This is a genomic window from Planococcus sp. S3-L1, assembly GCF_030063085.1.
GTDB classification, from domain to species: domain Bacteria; phylum Bacillota; class Bacilli; order Bacillales_A; family Planococcaceae; genus Planococcus; species Planococcus kocurii.
This window is the reverse complement of record NZ_JASISN010000032.1, coordinates 1-17571: the sequence shown is the minus strand read 5'-3', so window position 1 is coordinate 17571 and position 17571 is coordinate 1. Positions and strand designations below refer to the sequence as shown.

Here is a 17571-nt window from a genome sequence, read left to right as displayed (position 1 = left end):
CATCCGTGGTAAGATGGGTGTAGGTCATTCGTGGTCACTCCTCTGTTTTTCTTTGGTCGGAAAATACATGTAGAGTGTACCATGAATGACTTTTTTAGTTGTCTAGCTTAATTTTACAATCGGCGATTATAAATGTTGTTGAATTATTTGAAATAGAAAAGATTATTCATAAAGATCCTTAAAGCGCCTCATAAACTTTCGGTCGATGCGCTGCTTGAGCTTCCAAGGGATTTTGCCATGTAGCAGTTGCTTACCATAAGAAAGAAATGCTTCGCCTTCGCCTGTCGATAAGATTGCGATGAATTTTTTTTGTGGATGAAATGGCAACAGCTGGTCTTTGGAGAAGTGGTTAGTTAAGTTCTTCCAAAGAATCGGACCTTGCCGAACAGCGTATACCCCATTTTTCGCAAGCGTCGGATAGCGGGCGATTGTGATGCAATCCCCGGCACCAAAAATATCGGGGTACAGAACGCTTTGCAACGCCTCATTGACTAATAGAAATCCACTGGTATCTGTGGGTAATCCGGAAGTGCGGAACAAAGCTGCACTTTTGGGTCCTGTCAGCCAAAGAACGGCTGATTGGGGATGCTGTTGATTTGTGCTGGTGGTAACACGGGTGTCATCAATCGATTTAATTGACACGCCTGAGAAAAAAGACAACGCTTTTTGTGTAGCGATCGCTTCAATTTTTTTCGAAGCCCGTTTGCCTTGTCCAATCAACAAAGCAGTTGAACTAAACAAGGCGATGTTTGCCGGTAAATGTTCTTGCTTTCTCCACGCAAGAACAGAAAAGGCCAATTCAACACCAGAAGCCCCTCCTCCAACAATCACGGGGTGAGCAGCATTGCGCACGTGTTTGAGTTGTTCTGGGAACCGGTAGTTGGGTTTAATCGATAAGGCGTGTTCTGATATAGACTCTGGGACATCTGTTTGGGATCCAATATCAAACGATACTGCGTCATACGAATAGATCGCATCGTCTGCACCAGTTAAGGTTTTCGCTTTTGGATCAATCGAGATAATGGCATCTTCTACAAACAAAGCACCAATTTTTTCACACAGCTTTTTCAAATCAATTCGAATATCATCTAGGCTGTAAACACCTTCTGCGTAACCTGAGAACATGCCAGAATAATACTGATAAGAAGAAGCAGAAATCAACAAGACGCGCCAACTTTTCGAATGATCATTATTTAGCTGTTCTAGACAATGCAAATGTGCATGGCCGCCTCCTACTAAGATCAGAGTTTTCATATCATTTCACTTCTCCCTATTTCAAAATCCGCCTAGCTTCAGCCATGCGTTGACCTATCGTAACAAGCTGCACCGCGAAAAAAATCAGGGCAATCGGTGTTAAGTATGTTGAAAAAACAATCATTAGGGTAAAGAGTATAAAGCCTTCTGTTCTTTCAGCTAGTCCTGCCTGGTAATAGAATGATTTCATTCCTTCTTTATCTGCCAATGCACCAACTGTCAGAAAAACAGTCATGGCGACAATAATAGAGGCACTCAGCAACAACAATGCCCACATGGAATCGGGAAAGCGGAAGGCAAGCCCTAAAATGACACTGATTTCTACGAGACGATCAAAGCTTATGTCGAGCAATGTCCCCCAGGCAGACGGCTTGGTTTTTCTGGCCATCGTGCCATCGACTACATCCAAATAACCAGAAAACCACAAAACAACAACTGCCCAAAATGGCTGGTCTAAATAAATAAAAAGGCCTGAAGACATGCCCACAATAAAGGCGATTTTTGTTACACCATCCGCAGTGAAACCCAATTTAAGTAATAAATCTGCCGTCTTTTCAACAGTCGGCTGAACGTGTTTCCGTGCGTGCGTATCCAGCATCAAATGCACCTTCTTATTTTCAAGATAGTTTCAGTATATAATACAGAGCCGTTTCTAACCCGTAATTCCACTCGGATTTGAAAGGAACTGGATTTAAGACTAAGTATAAAGGACCGAGGGAAATTAAGAGTAAGTTTTAAGTATTTATTGTTAAGATAGAATTAATTCAGAAAAGAAAGGGAATGATATTGATGGTTAAAAATTATGATATCGCAATAATTGGAGCTGGCGCAGCTGGACTAACGGCCGCATTTACAGCAGCGGGGTTCTCAAAAAGCGTTGTGCTAATCGATAAAAATCTACCGGGCGGAGAATGTACTTGGTCGGGGTGTATTCCGAGTAAGTCATTAATCAATATCGCAAAAGAAGTTCATCACGCCAAGAAGTACACGCCAAGTCTTCAAGTGGATACTTCAGTCGTGTTAACAGACATTCAAGAAGTTATCCAAAAAGTTTATGCTGGTGAATCTCCGGAAGTATTGCAGCAATCGGGCATAGACTTTATGAATAGCTACGCCAAATTTGTTGGACCGCATACATTGGAGGTAGACGGTGAACGGATCGAAGCAAAGAAAATCATCTTGTCTACAGGGTCATCACCAATGGTGCCACCAATAGACGGATTGGACAACGTGTCTTATTTAACGAATGAAACCATTTTCACACAGAAATCGTTCCCGAAAACGATGACTATTCTTGGTGGTGGAGCGATCGGAGTTGAACTGAGTCAAGCGTTAAACCGAATAGGTGTTAAGGTAACGCTTGTTGAAAAATTCGAACGGATTTTGCCGAAAGACGAAGAAGAATTAGTATTGATGATTCAGCAGCGTTTAATTGATGAAGGTGTCATCATTCATACAGGTGCGACTGCTGTGCGAGCTGAGCAAAAAGACGACATTATCGACTTGAAAATCGAAAAAAATGGCAGCGAACTGACGGTTTCTGGTGAAGGACTGCTTGTTGCGCTTGGTCGTCAGGCAAACGTTAAAGGATACGGTCTGGAAACAGCAGGCGTTGAGTTTGATTCCAAAAAAATTCAAGTAGATGATCATTTAGAGACAACAACTAAAGGGATTTATGCGATTGGGGATGTTGTGGGTCCTTATCAATTATCCCATATGGCAAACGCACAAGGGATCACCGCTACTCAAAATGCCATTTTGCCGATTAACCGAAAAATGGATTACGAGCATGTGACTTGGTGTACATACACAGATCCTGAACTCGGCAGATCTGGTTTATCTGAAGAAGAAGCGCGTGAAAAATACGGCGATTCAATTCGCGTTTATGAACACCAGTATGCGGATTTAGACCGTGCCAATACGAAAAAAGATAGCATTGGCAAAGTGAAAATTATTTTGGATAAAAAAGGCTATATTTTGGGCGCGAGTATTTTGGGGGACCGTGCAGGTGAAATCATTAGCCAAATCCAAACCATTAAAACCTTGAAAATTAATATGGGCAAATTATCAGGAGTTATCCATCCGTACCCAACTTATAGTGAAGTATTGGTGAAAATCGGCAAGAAAGTTTATGTAGATAATTTATTGAACCAACCCCTCGTTAAAACTTTTAATAAAGCTAAAGATGGGGAATTATCAGTCGAAAAAATGGCCATGTATGGTACTGCGGCTGTAGCAGGAATTGGCCTAGCGAACATCGCCATTCAAAACAATGTTAAACCGAAACTCGGCGTAGAAAACGGTCGCTTAAAAGAAATGCCTTCATCGCCCAATGCTGTGTCATCACAAACTACTGCTAAAGACAAGTATGTCCCAGCATGGCCTTACAACGGCAGTAAAAATGATGCTAAAAAAAGTTTGATCGGTATGCTAAAAGGTTATGAAGGTGCAAAAATTCGACAAAATGATGAAAATTACGTTTACGTTGTTGTTACGTCTAAAGCGCTTAAATTTAAAGATGATATTGAATTCTTCTTTAACGATGCTACTCAGCGAATTGAGTTCCGATCTGCTTCACGTGTAGGCTACTCAGATTGGGGCGTCAACCGAAAACGGTACGATGATATGAGAAATCGCTACTATAGCATCTCGACCCATCGCCTTAACTCATGAGTAAGAGTAGAGCGTTACAAATAGCTAAGTGGCTACTGATTGCTGTTGCAGTGGGACTGGTGATTTGGCTTAGCCGTTCTGTATTTCAAGTAGATGCCAATGACCTCCGTAAATGGATCCTGTCATTTGGATTGTGGTCACCAGTGATCTATATCTTAATCTATACAGTTCGACCATTGATCTTTTTTCCGGCATCGATCTTGTCAATCGCCGGCGGCTTAGCCTTTGGCGCCTGGCTGGGAACGCTTTATACCATTATCGGCGCGACACTCGGCGCGATGCTGTCATTTTATGTTGCCAAAACACTAGGCAACAAGCTAGTTCGCAAAACTTGGACTGGAAACGTTAGAAAAATTCAATCTCAAATGGAACAAAATGGCTTTTTTTACGTGTTGCTATTTCGTTTTATTCCAGTCATTAATTTTGATTTGATTAGCTATGTTGCCGCATTTGCAAAGGTTCGTTTCACTTCCTTTGCTCTGGCTACTTTTATTGGTATCATTCCGGGCACTTTCGCTTACAATTTTTTAGGAAGTAGTTTTGTTAGCGGAAACCCGAAAATTATCATTCTCGCCGTTGTCGTTTTTGTTATTATGACAGTGGTGCCGATTACGTTGCGAAATCGCTGGAACAAAAAACAGCTACTCGATAAGTAACCACAAATTCATCAACGGATTTAGGAAGTGAAAATCATGAAGAACTACTTAGTGGTGACCTCTAGCCTACTCGCTCTGTCTTTAGCTGCATGTGCTCAACAAGATCCAACTAGTAATGCAGAAGACGCGGATAACTTACTGGTAGACGACTGGCAACAAGTTTCGGAACTGGCCGCTGGACAAAAAGTTAACATTTACATGTGGGGAGGTAGCGAAAACATCAATCGCTACCTTGACGAGTGGGTCGCTCCTCGTTTGAAAAAAGACCATAATGTTGAGTTGAATCGTGTACCGATGAGTGATTCACAGGACATCATCAATCAGTTGCTTGATGAAAAATCAGCCGCTAAAACCGCAGGTAGTATGGACATTATTTGGATCAATGGCGAAAACTTTAAAACCGCTAAAGACAACGATTTGTTGTGGCAAGAATTTAGTGGGCAATTGCCGAATTTTAATGATTATGTCGACCAAAATGCACCTGATATTGCCAGTGATTTTGGTGAACCTGTAGAGGGATTAGAAGCACCGTGGGGCAAAGCACAATTTGTTTTTGTTCACGATAAAAATAAGTCGGAAAATCCTCCGAAATCGATGGAAGAACTGGCCCAGTGGGTAGAAGCTAATCCCGGACAGTTTACGTATCCTGCGTTACCTGACTTCACAGGAAGTGCATTCGTCCGTCACGTGTTATACGAAACGACTGGCGGATATGAGCAATACCAAAAACCTGCTGCCGATATTGATGATTTAGCTACTCAATTAGAGCCAATGTGGGATTACTTAAACGCGCTTGAGCCGTATTTGTGGCGTGAAGGCGAAACGTATCCAGAAAGTTTAGTCAAACAAGATCAATTGTTTGCAACTGGCGAAATCGGGATGACGATGAGTTACGATCCGATACTTGCTGCGAGCGAAGTATTGAAGGGGCGTTTTCCTGAATCGACACGAACATTCGTGTTAGACGCAGGCACACTTGCTAATACACATTTTCTATCCATTCCATTTAATTCTTCTGCAAAAGCAGGGGCTATGGTCGCCATCAATGAAATGATGTCACCTGAAGCTCAAACTGCTAAATTGGCTCCTGAAAACTGGGGCAATTTAACAGCACTCGACTTAGATAAATTGTCTGCTGAGCAGCAACAAGCCATGAACGATGTCGAGTTAGGTGCGGCAACATTGTCACTTGATGAGTTGGAAGAACATCAAATACCAGAACTGTCAGCGGATTATATCGAAATTATCGAAAAAGGATGGATGGAAAATGTGGCAAAAGAATAAACCCTATCTTTTGTTGCTGCCAGCCATCAGTGTCATTGTCCTCCTTTTTTTTGGAGGACTTTTTGACGGCTTGTTGAAAAGCTTCGGCTATTTTCCTGCAATCGGAGAAACGCGCTTTACACTGACCGCCTATACTGCGTTGCTGCGGTCGTCTGAGTTTTGGGAATCACTTGAATTGACGCTACGTGTTGCTACGCTGTCTTCACTTTTAGCTGCAATATTAGGTGCTGGCATTGCCATTTCTTTATTCATGTTGAATAAATCAGCGAATTCTGGTGGTACGCAAATTTGGCACCGTCTGTTTCAATTGCCGTTAACGATTCCGCATCTCGTGGGTGGTTATATTATCGTGTTGTTGTTTATGCAAAGTGGCTTTATTTCGAGGATTTTTGCGAATCTTGGCATGATTGATGCCATAACAGAATTCCCGGTGCTGGTAAACGATTCGTTTGGCTGGGGCATCATTTTGACTTATGCATGGAAAGAAGCGCCTTTTGTGTCATTACTGATTTATCCAGTGCTGTCGCGTATTCACAGGTCTTGGCGCGACGTTGCTCGTGTTTTCGGAGCAAGCAACTGGAATTTTATTCGTGAAATTGTCCTGCCGGTTATCTTGCCAGCGTGGACTATTGCAACGTTTATCGTCTTTGTTTTCACCTTTTCGGCATTTGAAATACCATTTTTACTAGGCGTTACATATCCTACTGTGTTGCCGGTGTATTCGTATCAACTTTATACCAGCGGCACATTAGCTGATCGACCAGAAGCGCTTGCCGTCAACATCGTGTTAGCTGTGTTAACCGTTTTACTCGGACTGGTCGTTTATTATTTCAGTAAACGCTGGAATGTCTTAAAGGGGTGGGATTGATGAAAAAGCCCTGCTCGTTAATGAAGCCTATTGCATATAGTCTATTGTTCATTTTTATCGTTCTGCCTTTTGTTCCTTTACTATTATCGAGTGTTTCTTTCGGATGGCAGTGGCCCGCTATTGTGCCAGAATCAGTTAATCTTCGCGCGTGGGAATATGTGGTTAATGGGAATTCTGGTACTTGGCAAGCGGTCGGCGTTAGTCTAGTGATTGCGTTTATCGTCACAGCTGTGAATGTTCTGTTGGCAGTTCCTGCAGCAAATGCATTGGTGCGTTATCCGCTCCGCGGCAAGTGGCTCTTCGAAGCAATTATTTTTGCGCCGATTGTGATTCCACCTTTTGTCGCCGTGATGGGCATTCATTTGACGTTTTTGCAGCTCGGATTGACTGAGACTATTTTGGGGGTCGTGTTAGCGCATATTGCACCGACTTTACCGTACATGGTGCGCGCGATTATGATCAGCTATCATACCTTATCAACCGACTGGGAAGATCAAGCGCGAATGCTGGGTGCGGGAGCTGTTTCTCGCTTTACTTTTGTGGTGATTCCTCATTTATTGCCAGGCATTGCGGCAGGGGCGAGCTTGAGTATCTTGATTTCACTCAGTCAATACTTAATCACGTTCATTATCGGTTCAGGGCAAGTCGTAACCTTGCCCATTCTATTATTTCCGTTTATAAGCGGAGGTGACCCAGCTGTTGCATCTGCGTATTCCTTACTGTTCGCAGGAGTCGCCATTTTGACGCTGTTCGGTATGGACCTAGCCTTAAAGCGCTATTATCAAAACAAGAAAAATACTGCAGGGAAAATTTAAAGGAGTGTAACGATGGGGGATTTGCACATTGTAAATATCGAAAAGCATTACACATACAGTCATCAGAAAAGTGAGTCGGTCTTTTCCCTGCAACCCATTCAACTGACAATCCATGAGGGGGAATTCTTTTCGTTACTGGGTCCTTCCGGTTGTGGCAAGACGACGCTGTTAAAGTTAGTAGCGGGGTTATTGCCTGCAGATAACGGGGAGATTTGGATAGGAGATAACAATTTAACGACCGTTCCATCAGAAGCACGAAAGTTTGCCATGGTGTTTCAACAATCGTTGTTGTTTCCTCATATGACCGTAGAAGACAATGTGGCGTTCGGTTTAAAAATGCAAAAAGTTGGTAAAAAGATTCGGTTAGACCAGGCACGAAACATGTTAGCGCATGTCGGCTTAGCCGGTTATGGCAGTCGTTTTCCGAACGAACTTAGCGGTGGCCAGCAACAGCGAGTGGCATTAGCGAGAGCTCTTGTAGCTAATCCTCACGTGTTGTTAATGGATGAGCCGTTTAGTGCGTTAGATCCGAGCCTGCGAGAAGAAATGAGAGAATTGCTCCTGCAGATTCAGCAACAATTCCGAGTGACGGTATTGTTTGTGACGCATGACCGGGAAGAAGCTTTCTATTTATCCGATCGAATTGGTGTTATGAGCGAGGGAACTTTGCTTCAAGTGGGCAAAGCCAAGGACTTGTATGAACATCCTGAAAACGCAAAAGTCGCTTCGTTTTTAGGATTAAAAAATATCATTGAAGGCAAAATTTCAGATGGACGTTTTTATTCAACTGCCTATAATGGAATCGAATTCTCTGTGAATAGTACGGAAGTAGGCCCATGTTTTTTGATTCTGCGTCCAGAAGTACTGCAACTTGCAACAAAAAACATTCACTTGGCCTCAGACGCCATTCAGTTTACTGGGAAGGTCGATGGGCTTAGATTTAATCATGGGTTTTATTCAGCTACTATACAAGTAGGTGATTATTTAGTAGACTGTGCAGTCTCAAGTCAACAAGCTGACACAATAGCGGTTGGTGATGCGGTTGAATTTTTTGTGAATAATGAAGACTTGTGGTTTGTGAAGGAGTAATATAATATTCAAGATATGCGAGTCTGCATGAGTGTTGAATTTTTATTTTTTGAATAAAATATATCATTCAAAAGTTATTCACTCATTCGCCGGTTGCCTATTATGAATATATAAATATAATAATTAGTCATTCATATTTTATTCATTCACTCATAATTTACATGAGGAATGTTATTTTATTATTCATAATTTAACACTTTGCGTGCCTGAAACTTTGAGTTGATCGCTATGGAGTCTGAAACCCATTGTTAATCTGAAGAACACGTTTATAAGCTTTGACTTATATAACGAAATTGTAATACACTAATTACAAAGGAGTGGGTTTTAGTGGAGACGTTAGCAAAACAAACGGCTGCTGAGGTCACAGCCTGCTTGAAGGCTGTCAGTGATCCAACACGCCTCATGATGATGAAATTGATGGAGACGAATGAATATTGTGTCTGTCAGTTTGTTGAGATGTTTGGTATGAGCCAGCCGGCCATTAGTCAGCATTTACGCAAGCTAAAACAAGTAGGACTGGTAAAAGAAAGTAGAAGAGGACAGTGGCGATTTTCTTCTATGAATCATGAATCAGTTCATGCTTCTTTACTGCTAAGTATAGTAAGTCACATCGGGGATACTGATGTGCGCCTTCAAGATTTACGTGCTAAAGAAAAACCAGTAGATTGCTGTTAAATAAGCACAAATTGGATGAATTCGCGATATTTTGTCGCAAAGGAGAACTGACTGTGAAAAAAACTATTTACTTTTTATGTACCGGAAATTCTTGCCGAAGCCAAATGGCTGAAGGCTGGGCAAAACAACATTTAGCAGCAGAGTGGGATGTTTACAGCGCTGGAATTGAAGCGCATGGGTTGAATCCGAATGCTGTGAAAGCAATGGAAGAAGTGGCAATAGATATTTCCACTCAAACATCAGATGTTATTGACGAAGATTTACTCCATCGTGCGGATTTTATCGTAACTTTATGTGGTGATGCAGCGGATAAATGTCCGGTCACACCTAGTCATATCCGACGTGAACATTGGGGCTTTGAAGACCCAGCAAAAGCACAAGGAACAGAAGAAGAAAAGTGGGCTGTGTTCCAAACGGTTCGTGACGCTATTGGAACACGTATCGAATCATTTGCGAAAACGGGCATTTAATAAAAGTACTTTTACAAAAACCACAAGCAGATCAAAAGCTTGTGGTTTTTCATTACTCTGAAATATCGAACGATTCCAAAAACTGTATTGACACAGTTCAAGGGGCTATTTATACTTGCTATATAACAGTTCAGCTATCTTCACACGAGAGGGGTTCTATTATGCTGGCAACGTTAACACCACTTGATTGGAAACGACGTGCGGTCAAATACTATCCGGAGAAAGTTGCGGTAATTGACGGCGATAAGAAGTTTACATACAAAGAGTTTGGCAAACGAGTAGATCAACTCTCTATCGCGTTACATCATGCAGGGATTGGCAATAAAGACCACGTAGCGGTTATGCTGCCGAATAATCACGCGATGCTTGAATGCTTTTATGGTATTACGCCACTCGGAGCGGTTATTGTGCCACTCAATTACCGGTTATCGATAAAAGATTTAACGTATATTTTAAAACATAGTGACGCAAAAATGCTGATTGTCGATGCTGAGTTTGGCAAAATGCTTGAAGAGGTACAAGACGAGCTACCGATCGAAAAATACATTGTTGTCGCTGTAGATGGCTTTGATTCAACCATTAATGGGGAAGATTACGAAGAATTTATCGGAAATATAGCAGATGATGCGAAAGTGCCTTACGTTGAGTTAGATGAAAACCAAATGCTGTCGTTAAATTATACGAGTGGGACAACTTCTAGCCCTAAAGGCGTAATGCAAACGCATCGTACCAATTACATGAATGCCGCAAACTTTTTGCATCATTTGGAGATTAAATTTGATGATGTGTATTTGCATACCTTGCCCATGTTTCATACAAACGGTTGGGGCGGTGTATGGGCCATTACTGCAGCGGGAGCGACGCATGTGTGCTTACGAAAAGTAGACCCACCGCTAATTTTAGATTTATTTGAAAGTCATGGCATTACGTCACTTTGCGGGGCGCCTACTGTAGTCAATATGCTCGTTAATGAACCTAAAGCAAAAGAACTGCAGGTAACGCACACGATCCGCATGGGAACTGCGGGCGCTCCACCTGCAGCGGCATTGATTGCCAAAGCGCAAAGTATCCTCGGATTGAATATGATGCATGTATACGGCTTAACAGAAACGTCTCCGTTTATTTTGTACTGTGAATGGAAAAATGAGTTTAACGATTTAGACGCTGAACATCAAGCATCTATAAAAGCACGCCAAGGAATAGAACTCGCTTTTAACGGAGAGACCAAAGTGGTTAACCAAGAAGACGGGGAAGAAGTGGCTTGGAACGGCAAAGAACTGGGGGAAGTCGTCACGCGGGGCAACGTCGTGATGGCTGGCTATTACAAAGATCCTGAAAAAACAGCAGAAGCAATTCGCGATGGCTGGTTTTACACAGGCGATTTGGCGGTGACGCATCCAGATGGCTTTATCGAAATTCAAGATCGCATGAAAGACATGATCATTTCTGGTGGCGAAAACATTTCCTCTACAGAAATTGAAGGTGTTTTGTATAAGCATCCGGCCATTGCTGAAGTGGCTGTGATTGCTGTGCCGGATGAAAAATGGGGAGAAGTGCCAAAAGCTATTGTTGTGCTATATCAAGGAGCACAAGCGACCGAACAAGAAATTTTGGATTATACGCGTGAACACATGTCACGTTTCAAAGTGCCAAAATCTGTAGACTTTGTTGAAGCGTTACCTAAAACTGCAACCGGCAAACTGCAGAAGTTCCAGTTACGAGAAATATATTGGGGTCGTGGAAAAAAAGTAAATTAACGTTAAAAACCGGCTATTCATGAATAGCCGGTTTTTGTAATTCATCATGGTGATAAAACGGCTCCAAAGATTAAGGTGAACACCAAACTAATAACAGTTGATATCACCCAGTAATTTCTGTCGCGAATATTGAGTAAAAGAAATCCTACGATAAAATTAATGAGTAACATAGCGATAAACACAACAACAATGATAAGCGGTACATATAACATCAAGAGCTCCTCCGATCGTTTTATTGGCTATGTTAAATTAAGAATGGTGTTTCTTGAACTCTGACTGTAAATACGTTTCCGATTCACCACGAATGGTGATACTTTTTAATGAATCCCGGCTTTCTAAACTTCTCAATGTAGTCCAGCCTTTTCCCCAAACGATGATCAATTCTTGTATGGAGAGAATGTCATCTACAAATTCCTGATTACGATTTCTAGAAGATTCTAAATACCATGTTTCCATTTACATGCTTGACGATAATTCCTACGCTATTAGAAGCCTCGTTTAAACTCCAGTGTATATCCGTCTGAGATAATTGATTGATGGTTCGATCCCCCAGATCCTTAACACTTTGACACCTCTCTTGAATCACCTTCACCTAGTCTTTTCCGAGTTCCATACGTACACACTCCTTCATTTTTATAAATGCCGAGTTGTAAAAAAGTGTTTTGCATACATATATATCGCATTTGATCATGAAAAAGAAGAGCGGAAGAGTAAAACCTACAAAAATCCCAATTATTCTTTCGCTCCTTCCATTTTCCGTCTTCATTATTGAAGTGTTTTATCGTCCAGAATCTATTACGGCACTTGTATGGTCTTCTATAGAAACTAAATATCCATCATTATATCTAATCCCGCCGTGAGACAAGTTGTTGCTTTCGTGATAGTTAATTACGATAAAATCTTTTGCGTAATGAAAGGCAGCCATTTCATTTGCTTTATGTTCGCTATACACATAAACTGCACCCACGATTATTCCAATAATCAAAAGAGAGATGAAAATACGGTTATGATTTTTTTTATGAAATTCGCTCCTAACTTTCATTATATGTTAAAAATGTAAAGGCATGTGACATTTACTGTTCTGCTTAGAATAACTGAACGGTCGGATTTTTTCCTGATTCTAACAAGAAAGATTCCTGTTATTTTGACGCCATCCTAAATCGGGTGATTTACAGTACCCAATCCATAGTTATTAGAGGCAAATTTCGATACATTAAAGACGCACAATTCAGTTATAAAGATAAAAAAACCACCTGTTATTACGATATTGACTTTTCTCTTCATATATTTATAATTGATTATGAGAATCATTTTCAATAAGATTATTGAAAGATACTTCCTAGGAAGAGTTAAAGGGAGTAACAGTTTATAAAAGGCATCGTTCCGCTAAAGCAGGCGCTAGTGGACATAACTATTGAAAGGGTGTAAATGATGAAAAATATCGAAAAATATAGAAGTGCATTTATGGATGCGTTGGAATTGGAAGAAGACCAGGTAAGTGAAGAGTTAGCATTAGGAAAAACAAGAGAATGGGATTCACTTGGACATATGATTCTGATTTCAACGATGGAAGAGGTTTTTGAAGTGTCAATAGATGCTGAATGGATGACAGAATTCGATTCGTATAAGGCAGGACAAAAGCTTTTGAATCGTTTAGGAGTAGACTTTGTAAATGAATAGGTTCCAAAAGCTTGAGGAGTTTGGCAACCGCACCGCTATCTATGCAGAGCGAGAATACTCATACGCTGAAATGGTAGAGGTTGCTGACGCTATTTGCAGTCATGTAGGTGAAAGAACGCTTGTTTTTTGTTTATCTTCAAATAACAAAGAGTCTTTATTTGGCTACGTGGGCTTTATGAGAGGTTATGTTGTCCCTGTCTTGTTAGATGCATCTATCCAGGTAGAGCGGTTGCAAAAGCTAATCGAGCTTTATAAACCTGCGTACATTTGGGCGAGTAGTGAAAATCAAGAGCTCTTAAATACACTGGAACAATCTTTTGTGTTTGGAAATTACACGTTATTCAAATGTTCGATAGCTATTCAACATGATTTTGATGAACATCTTGCGCTCCTTTTAACGACCTCAGGAAGTACTGGCAGCCCCAAGTTTGTACGCTTAAGTTATGAAAATATCTTCAAAAACGCTGAATCGATCGTGAAGTACCTTGATATTAAGGCGGAAGATAAACCGATCACCACACTTCCTATGAATTACTCTTATGGCCTGTCGATCATCAACAGTCACTTCATTAGTGGAGCGACCATTATTGTCACGGATGCATCGATCATGAAAAAAGAGTTTTGGGAAGTATGCAAAGAGCAGGGAGCCACAACTTTTGGAGGCGTTCCTTTTGTCTATGAGATGCTCGATCGGCTGAAGTTTGAAGAGATGGATCTTCCAAGTTTGAAAAAACTAACGCAAGCAGGCGGTAAATTAAGTCCAGAGCTATTCGCTAAATTTTCAGATGTGTGTAGTCAAAAAGGGATTCAATTTTTTACTATGTACGGGCAAACAGAAGCAACGGCACGAATGAGCTATTTACCGGTCGAAAAAAACCTGGTTAAAGCCGGAAGCATTGGAATCGCCATACCAGGTGGCGAACTGATGCTGCAAGATGACAATGGCCACAACATTACAGCGCATCATGAGATCGGCGAATTGGTATACAAAGGAGCCAACGTTTCTTTAGGTTATGCCGAGTCGTTAGTCGATTTATCGAAAAAAGATGAGAATCATGGGGTATTGCACACAGGGGATTTGGCTTACTATGATCAAGACCGCTATTTCTATATCACAGGTCGAATCAAACGAATGATTAAAGTCGCCGGAAGTCGCATCAGCTTAGATGAAGTTGAAAGACTTTTAACTGAGCATGGTCATGACTGTGTCTGCGCGGGGACAGATGACCAACTGATCGTTTACACGTTAAAAGAAGATCAGCTTCACATTAAAAAAAAAATTAAGGAAAAATTAAACTTAAGGGGCGTTAAGATTATCAGAATTGAGGAATTCCCACGTACCCCTTTTGGGAAGATCCTTTATTCCGAGTTACTTACATCTAAATAATTTATGATCACCTTAACCCGTAACAGGAGATGTATCAGATGTGACAAAACCTTATCTACTGAAAGCTGAAATTGAGTGTAGTTAAAGTACTTGTTTATCTTGTTTTATGTAAAATCTTAAGTTTATTTTTGATCAGGTGATTAGATGACTTTTATATCGATTGAGTTTTTGTTATTTTTTACAGGTATCGTTTTTACGTATTATTTAATTCCGCACAAGTGGAGATGGATTCTATTACTAGCCGCAAGTTACAGTTTTTACGCTACGCTGAGTGGCTACTTTATCGTCTTACTACTGATCAGCACTTTATTTACTTATTTCACGGGAATAGTCATCGAAAAACAGGAAACCAAACAACAGAAGAAAAGAGCCATGCTGGTTGGTATTTGCGTATTGCTGTTTTTTCTCGGCTGGTTTAAATATTTTAATTTTGTAAATGACTCTATTCGAGCCATTTCAACCTATATGAATTGGAATTACGCCATACCCTATCAAGAAATTATCCTGCCATTAGCCATTTCTTTTTATACTTTTCAAGCAGTGAGTTATCTTGTAGATATCTCCAGAGGCAAGCAAAAAGCTGAAAGACATTATGGCTATTTCTCCATCTATTTTGCCTTTTTCCCACAACTCGTTGCGGGACCTATTGAACGTGCGAAGAAATTGCTTCCTCAATTCAAAATTGAACAAACCTTAACCTATGACAATATAAGCTACGGGATGAAGCGAATCGCTTGGGGATTTTTTAAGAAAACCTTAATTGCAGATCGACTCGCTCCAATTGTTGCGAGTGTTTACGATAGTCCCGACCCAACCGGTTCTCAAATTGTTTTAGCAACAATTCTATTCTCGGTTCAATTATACGCTGATTTTTCAGCACTCAGTGACATTGCCATTGGTTGCGCACGAATGCTCGGGATTAGACTTACTGAAAACTTTAAGCAACCGCATTTTGCTACGTCAATCGGAGATTTTTGGAATAGATGGCATATCACGCTTTCGACATGGCTTAGAGACTATATCTTTATGCCTTTATGTAAAGGAAAAAAGAAAAGAAGCGAAATTTATGTAGCTATCATCATTACATTTTTAATAAGTGGCGTTTGGCACGGAGCGGCTTGGACATTTGTGCTATGGGGATTGATTCACGGGTTTTACCGCGCTTTTGGAGATCACACAAAACATTTTCGTGGGAAGGTGGCGACATTTGTCTACTTAGATCAAAGCCCGTCGTTGCATAAATGGATGAAAATCCTTACCACTTTTTTACTCGTGTGTTTTTCGCGCGTTTTCTTCCGTTCAACTTCCGTTTCAGCTGCTTTTGAAAATGCACGTCATTTCTTATCGCCAAGTTCGTGGAATCCTTCGGGAATCATTGCGGCGTTTGAGATGTTTTCACTTCTCGACTTAGTAATTTTCAGCTTCTTCTTTATCGTGATGCAGCTGTATCATTACATTGAAAGAAAAAATACCTCAACGTGGAACTGGCTATCGCAACGCCCGGCAGTTGCTCGTTTTGCCGTGTATGTATTAATCGTTGTATCAGTTCTGGTGTTCGGTGCTACAGGTCAAGGATTTGTTTATGGTGGGTTTTAATCATAAACAAACGGACTCATGTGCGTGCCAGACTATCAGTTTAGTAAAAAGAGGACAAGATTGAAAGGATTTGCCATGGGCCGTTTATTCATTAAGTTAACTAGTATCATCACTGTGGCTTTACTGCTGTTTATACCAGTCAATAACTTTGTCAAGCAGTCTCGGAGTTACAACATCAACGAGGACATCTTGACGTTTAAGAAAGATCCTTATCCCGTTGACGTCATCAATTTAGGTGCCTCTCATTCCATGTATGGTTATTATTTTAAGCCAACGGGTTTGGCTCATTTGGATTTAGCTCTTCCTGGTCAGGCGCTCGAATACGATTTTAAATTATTGAAAGAGTATGGTGAGTATTTGAAATCGGATGGAGTTGTCATAGTATCCATTTCTCAAATGACGTTCATAAATAGTGAGAACGAGGATGTAGACGAAGGACGTTATTATGAAATTTTAGATCGTACGCAAATTGAATCGTTTCGATTGTTGGATTATTATAAATACATGTATTTTCCAGGTACAAATAGTGACAATTTTACTTCTGCGCTCTCAAGCAAATGGAAAGGCCTTAAATGGACTTCTCATCAATCTTGGGCAAATAATGGGCAAAATTATGCGGAAAGAAAAACCGAATACGTAGAAGAGCAATATAGAAAAGCAATGGAACATAATTACATGGAACAAAACCTAGAGCGGCTAAAAGAAATAATAGATTATTGTCAAGAGCAAGGCTACGAAGTCATTCTAACTATGGAGCCCGTACACAAGACGTACCAAGAACATTTCGATGAAGAAGTCATGAATCGACTTGTTTTTCAGTACCTAAACAAACTTGAAACAGATGTCCCATTTTTAAATTATATGAACGATGAACGTTTCACAGACAACAAAGCGTATTTTATTGATTCCGACCATTTGAATAGTGAAGGAAGAAAAAAATATTCTTGGATTGTTTACGAAGAGCTCAAGCGTTTAGGGTATTTCTGAGCTATTTATTAAAAAACAGCACCTCCATTGGTAGACACAACTACAATGGAGGTGCTGTTTTTATATGGAGAAATTGATGGTTAAAGCCACGATACCTTCTAGTCAGAACTATTTAATGCTAAAAAGGTATCTGACTAGAACAAAAAAATGTATTTTCATCCAAATATGGCTTTGATGAGGTAACAAGTCCTATGGTAGTATAAATAGATTATAAGTAGGAGGGATAGGGTGGAAAATAAATCAGCGTGGCTACTTATTGCAATCGGTGCTTCACTATGGGGTGTTATCGGGGTTTTTGTCACTTACCTTTATGAAGTAGGGTTTACGCCACTTGAAGTTGTCGCTGTGCGCGTATTAACGGCATCCATCTTCATGGTTCC

At 40.7% G+C, this 17571-nt stretch carries 18 protein-coding genes; 13 read left to right on the top strand and 5 right to left on the bottom strand.

Going from position 1 to position 17571, the window contains the following annotated elements; all coding sequences use genetic code 11:
* Positions 1–162: 162 nt before the first annotated feature.
* Positions 163–1254: an FAD-dependent oxidoreductase gene (locus tag QMF37_RS17660; RefSeq protein WP_071153382.1), complete on the bottom strand. Its 1092-nt coding sequence runs from the start codon at positions 1252–1254 to the stop codon at positions 163–165.
* Positions 1255–1270: 16 nt separating this feature from the next.
* A complete protein-coding gene (locus QMF37_RS17655; RefSeq protein WP_071153381.1) occupies positions 1271–1852 on the bottom strand; it encodes a CDP-alcohol phosphatidyltransferase family protein in 582 nt (193 codons plus the stop codon).
* 191 nt (positions 1853–2043) lie between these two features.
* On the opposite strand from QMF37_RS17655, the gene QMF37_RS17650 reads away from it, so the two are divergent.
* The 9 genes from QMF37_RS17650 (at position 2044) to QMF37_RS17610 (ending at position 11541) form a co-directional block, all read left to right on the top strand.
* Complete coding sequence (locus tag QMF37_RS17650; RefSeq protein WP_078080394.1) at positions 2044–3927, top strand: FAD-dependent oxidoreductase; 1884 nt, start codon at positions 2044–2046, stop codon at positions 3925–3927.
* A complete protein-coding gene (locus QMF37_RS17645; protein ID WP_071153380.1) occupies positions 3924–4583 on the top strand; it encodes a TVP38/TMEM64 family protein in 660 nt (219 codons plus the stop codon). Before QMF37_RS17650 ends, QMF37_RS17645 begins: the two co-directional genes overlap by 4 nt.
* Before the next feature lie 36 nt (positions 4584–4619).
* A complete protein-coding gene (locus tag QMF37_RS17640) occupies positions 4620–5867 on the top strand; it encodes an ABC transporter substrate-binding protein (protein WP_078080395.1) in 1248 nt (415 codons plus the stop codon).
* Positions 5851–6735 carry an ABC transporter permease gene (locus QMF37_RS17635; RefSeq protein WP_078080396.1) on the top strand — a complete coding sequence of 295 codons (885 nt, stop codon included), beginning with the start codon at positions 5851–5853 and terminating at the stop codon, positions 6733–6735. The genes QMF37_RS17640 and QMF37_RS17635 overlap by 17 nt, the downstream gene beginning before the upstream one ends.
* Positions 6735–7550: an ABC transporter permease gene (locus tag QMF37_RS17630; protein WP_078080397.1), complete on the top strand. Its 816-nt coding sequence runs from the start codon at positions 6735–6737 to the stop codon at positions 7548–7550. The genes QMF37_RS17635 and QMF37_RS17630 overlap by 1 nt, the downstream gene beginning before the upstream one ends.
* Positions 7551–7562: 12 nt before the next feature.
* A complete protein-coding gene (locus QMF37_RS17625) occupies positions 7563–8639 on the top strand; it encodes an ABC transporter ATP-binding protein (RefSeq protein ID WP_283479056.1) in 1077 nt (358 codons plus the stop codon).
* Positions 8640–8966: 327 nt separating this feature from the next.
* Positions 8967–9314: an ArsR/SmtB family transcription factor gene (locus QMF37_RS17620; RefSeq protein WP_058385378.1), complete on the top strand. Its 348-nt coding sequence runs from the start codon at positions 8967–8969 to the stop codon at positions 9312–9314.
* A gap of 53 nt (positions 9315–9367) precedes the next feature.
* Complete coding sequence (gene arsC / locus QMF37_RS17615; RefSeq protein ID WP_262499827.1) at positions 9368–9784, top strand: arsenate reductase (thioredoxin); 417 nt, start codon at positions 9368–9370, stop codon at positions 9782–9784.
* 161 nt (positions 9785–9945) lie between these two features.
* The gene (locus tag QMF37_RS17610; RefSeq protein WP_283479055.1) at positions 9946–11541 is read left to right on the top strand and encodes a long-chain-fatty-acid--CoA ligase; all 1596 of its coding nucleotides are present in this window, start codon (positions 9946–9948) and stop codon (positions 11539–11541) included.
* Between the two features lie 44 nt (positions 11542–11585).
* Here the strand turns inward: QMF37_RS17610 and QMF37_RS17605 are convergent, their stop codons facing one another.
* From QMF37_RS17605 to QMF37_RS17595, 3 genes are read right to left on the bottom strand one after another with little or no spacing between them, the layout of a single operon-like run.
* The gene (locus QMF37_RS17605) at positions 11586–11753 is read right to left on the bottom strand and encodes a hypothetical protein (protein WP_283479053.1); all 168 of its coding nucleotides are present in this window, start codon (positions 11751–11753) and stop codon (positions 11586–11588) included.
* A 37-nt stretch (positions 11754–11790) separates the two neighbouring features.
* Positions 11791–11997, bottom strand: coding sequence for a DUF1572 family protein (locus QMF37_RS17600; protein ID WP_078080401.1), 207 nt, complete (start codon positions 11995–11997; stop codon positions 11791–11793).
* Positions 11969–12127 (bottom strand): DUF1572 family protein, encoded by a 159-nt coding sequence (locus QMF37_RS17595; RefSeq protein WP_256204303.1) that lies wholly within the window; start codon positions 12125–12127, stop codon positions 11969–11971. The genes QMF37_RS17600 and QMF37_RS17595 overlap by 29 nt, the downstream gene beginning before the upstream one ends.
* Before the next feature lie 845 nt (positions 12128–12972).
* Between QMF37_RS17595 and QMF37_RS17590 the strand changes: the two genes are divergently transcribed.
* The 4 genes from QMF37_RS17590 (at position 12973) to QMF37_RS17575 (ending at position 17191) form a co-directional block, all read left to right on the top strand.
* Positions 12973–13221: a hypothetical protein gene (locus tag QMF37_RS17590; RefSeq protein ID WP_078080403.1), complete on the top strand. Its 249-nt coding sequence runs from the start codon at positions 12973–12975 to the stop codon at positions 13219–13221.
* A complete protein-coding gene (locus tag QMF37_RS17585) occupies positions 13214–14608 on the top strand; it encodes an AMP-binding protein (protein WP_283479052.1) in 1395 nt (464 codons plus the stop codon). Before QMF37_RS17590 ends, QMF37_RS17585 begins: the two co-directional genes overlap by 8 nt.
* 144 nt (positions 14609–14752) lie before the next feature.
* A complete protein-coding gene (locus QMF37_RS17580) occupies positions 14753–16204 on the top strand; it encodes an MBOAT family O-acyltransferase (protein ID WP_283479051.1) in 1452 nt (483 codons plus the stop codon).
* 60 nt (positions 16205–16264) lie between these two features.
* Complete coding sequence (locus QMF37_RS17575; RefSeq protein ID WP_245830266.1) at positions 16265–17191, top strand: hypothetical protein; 927 nt, start codon at positions 16265–16267, stop codon at positions 17189–17191.
* Positions 17192–17571 lie beyond the last annotated feature (380 nt).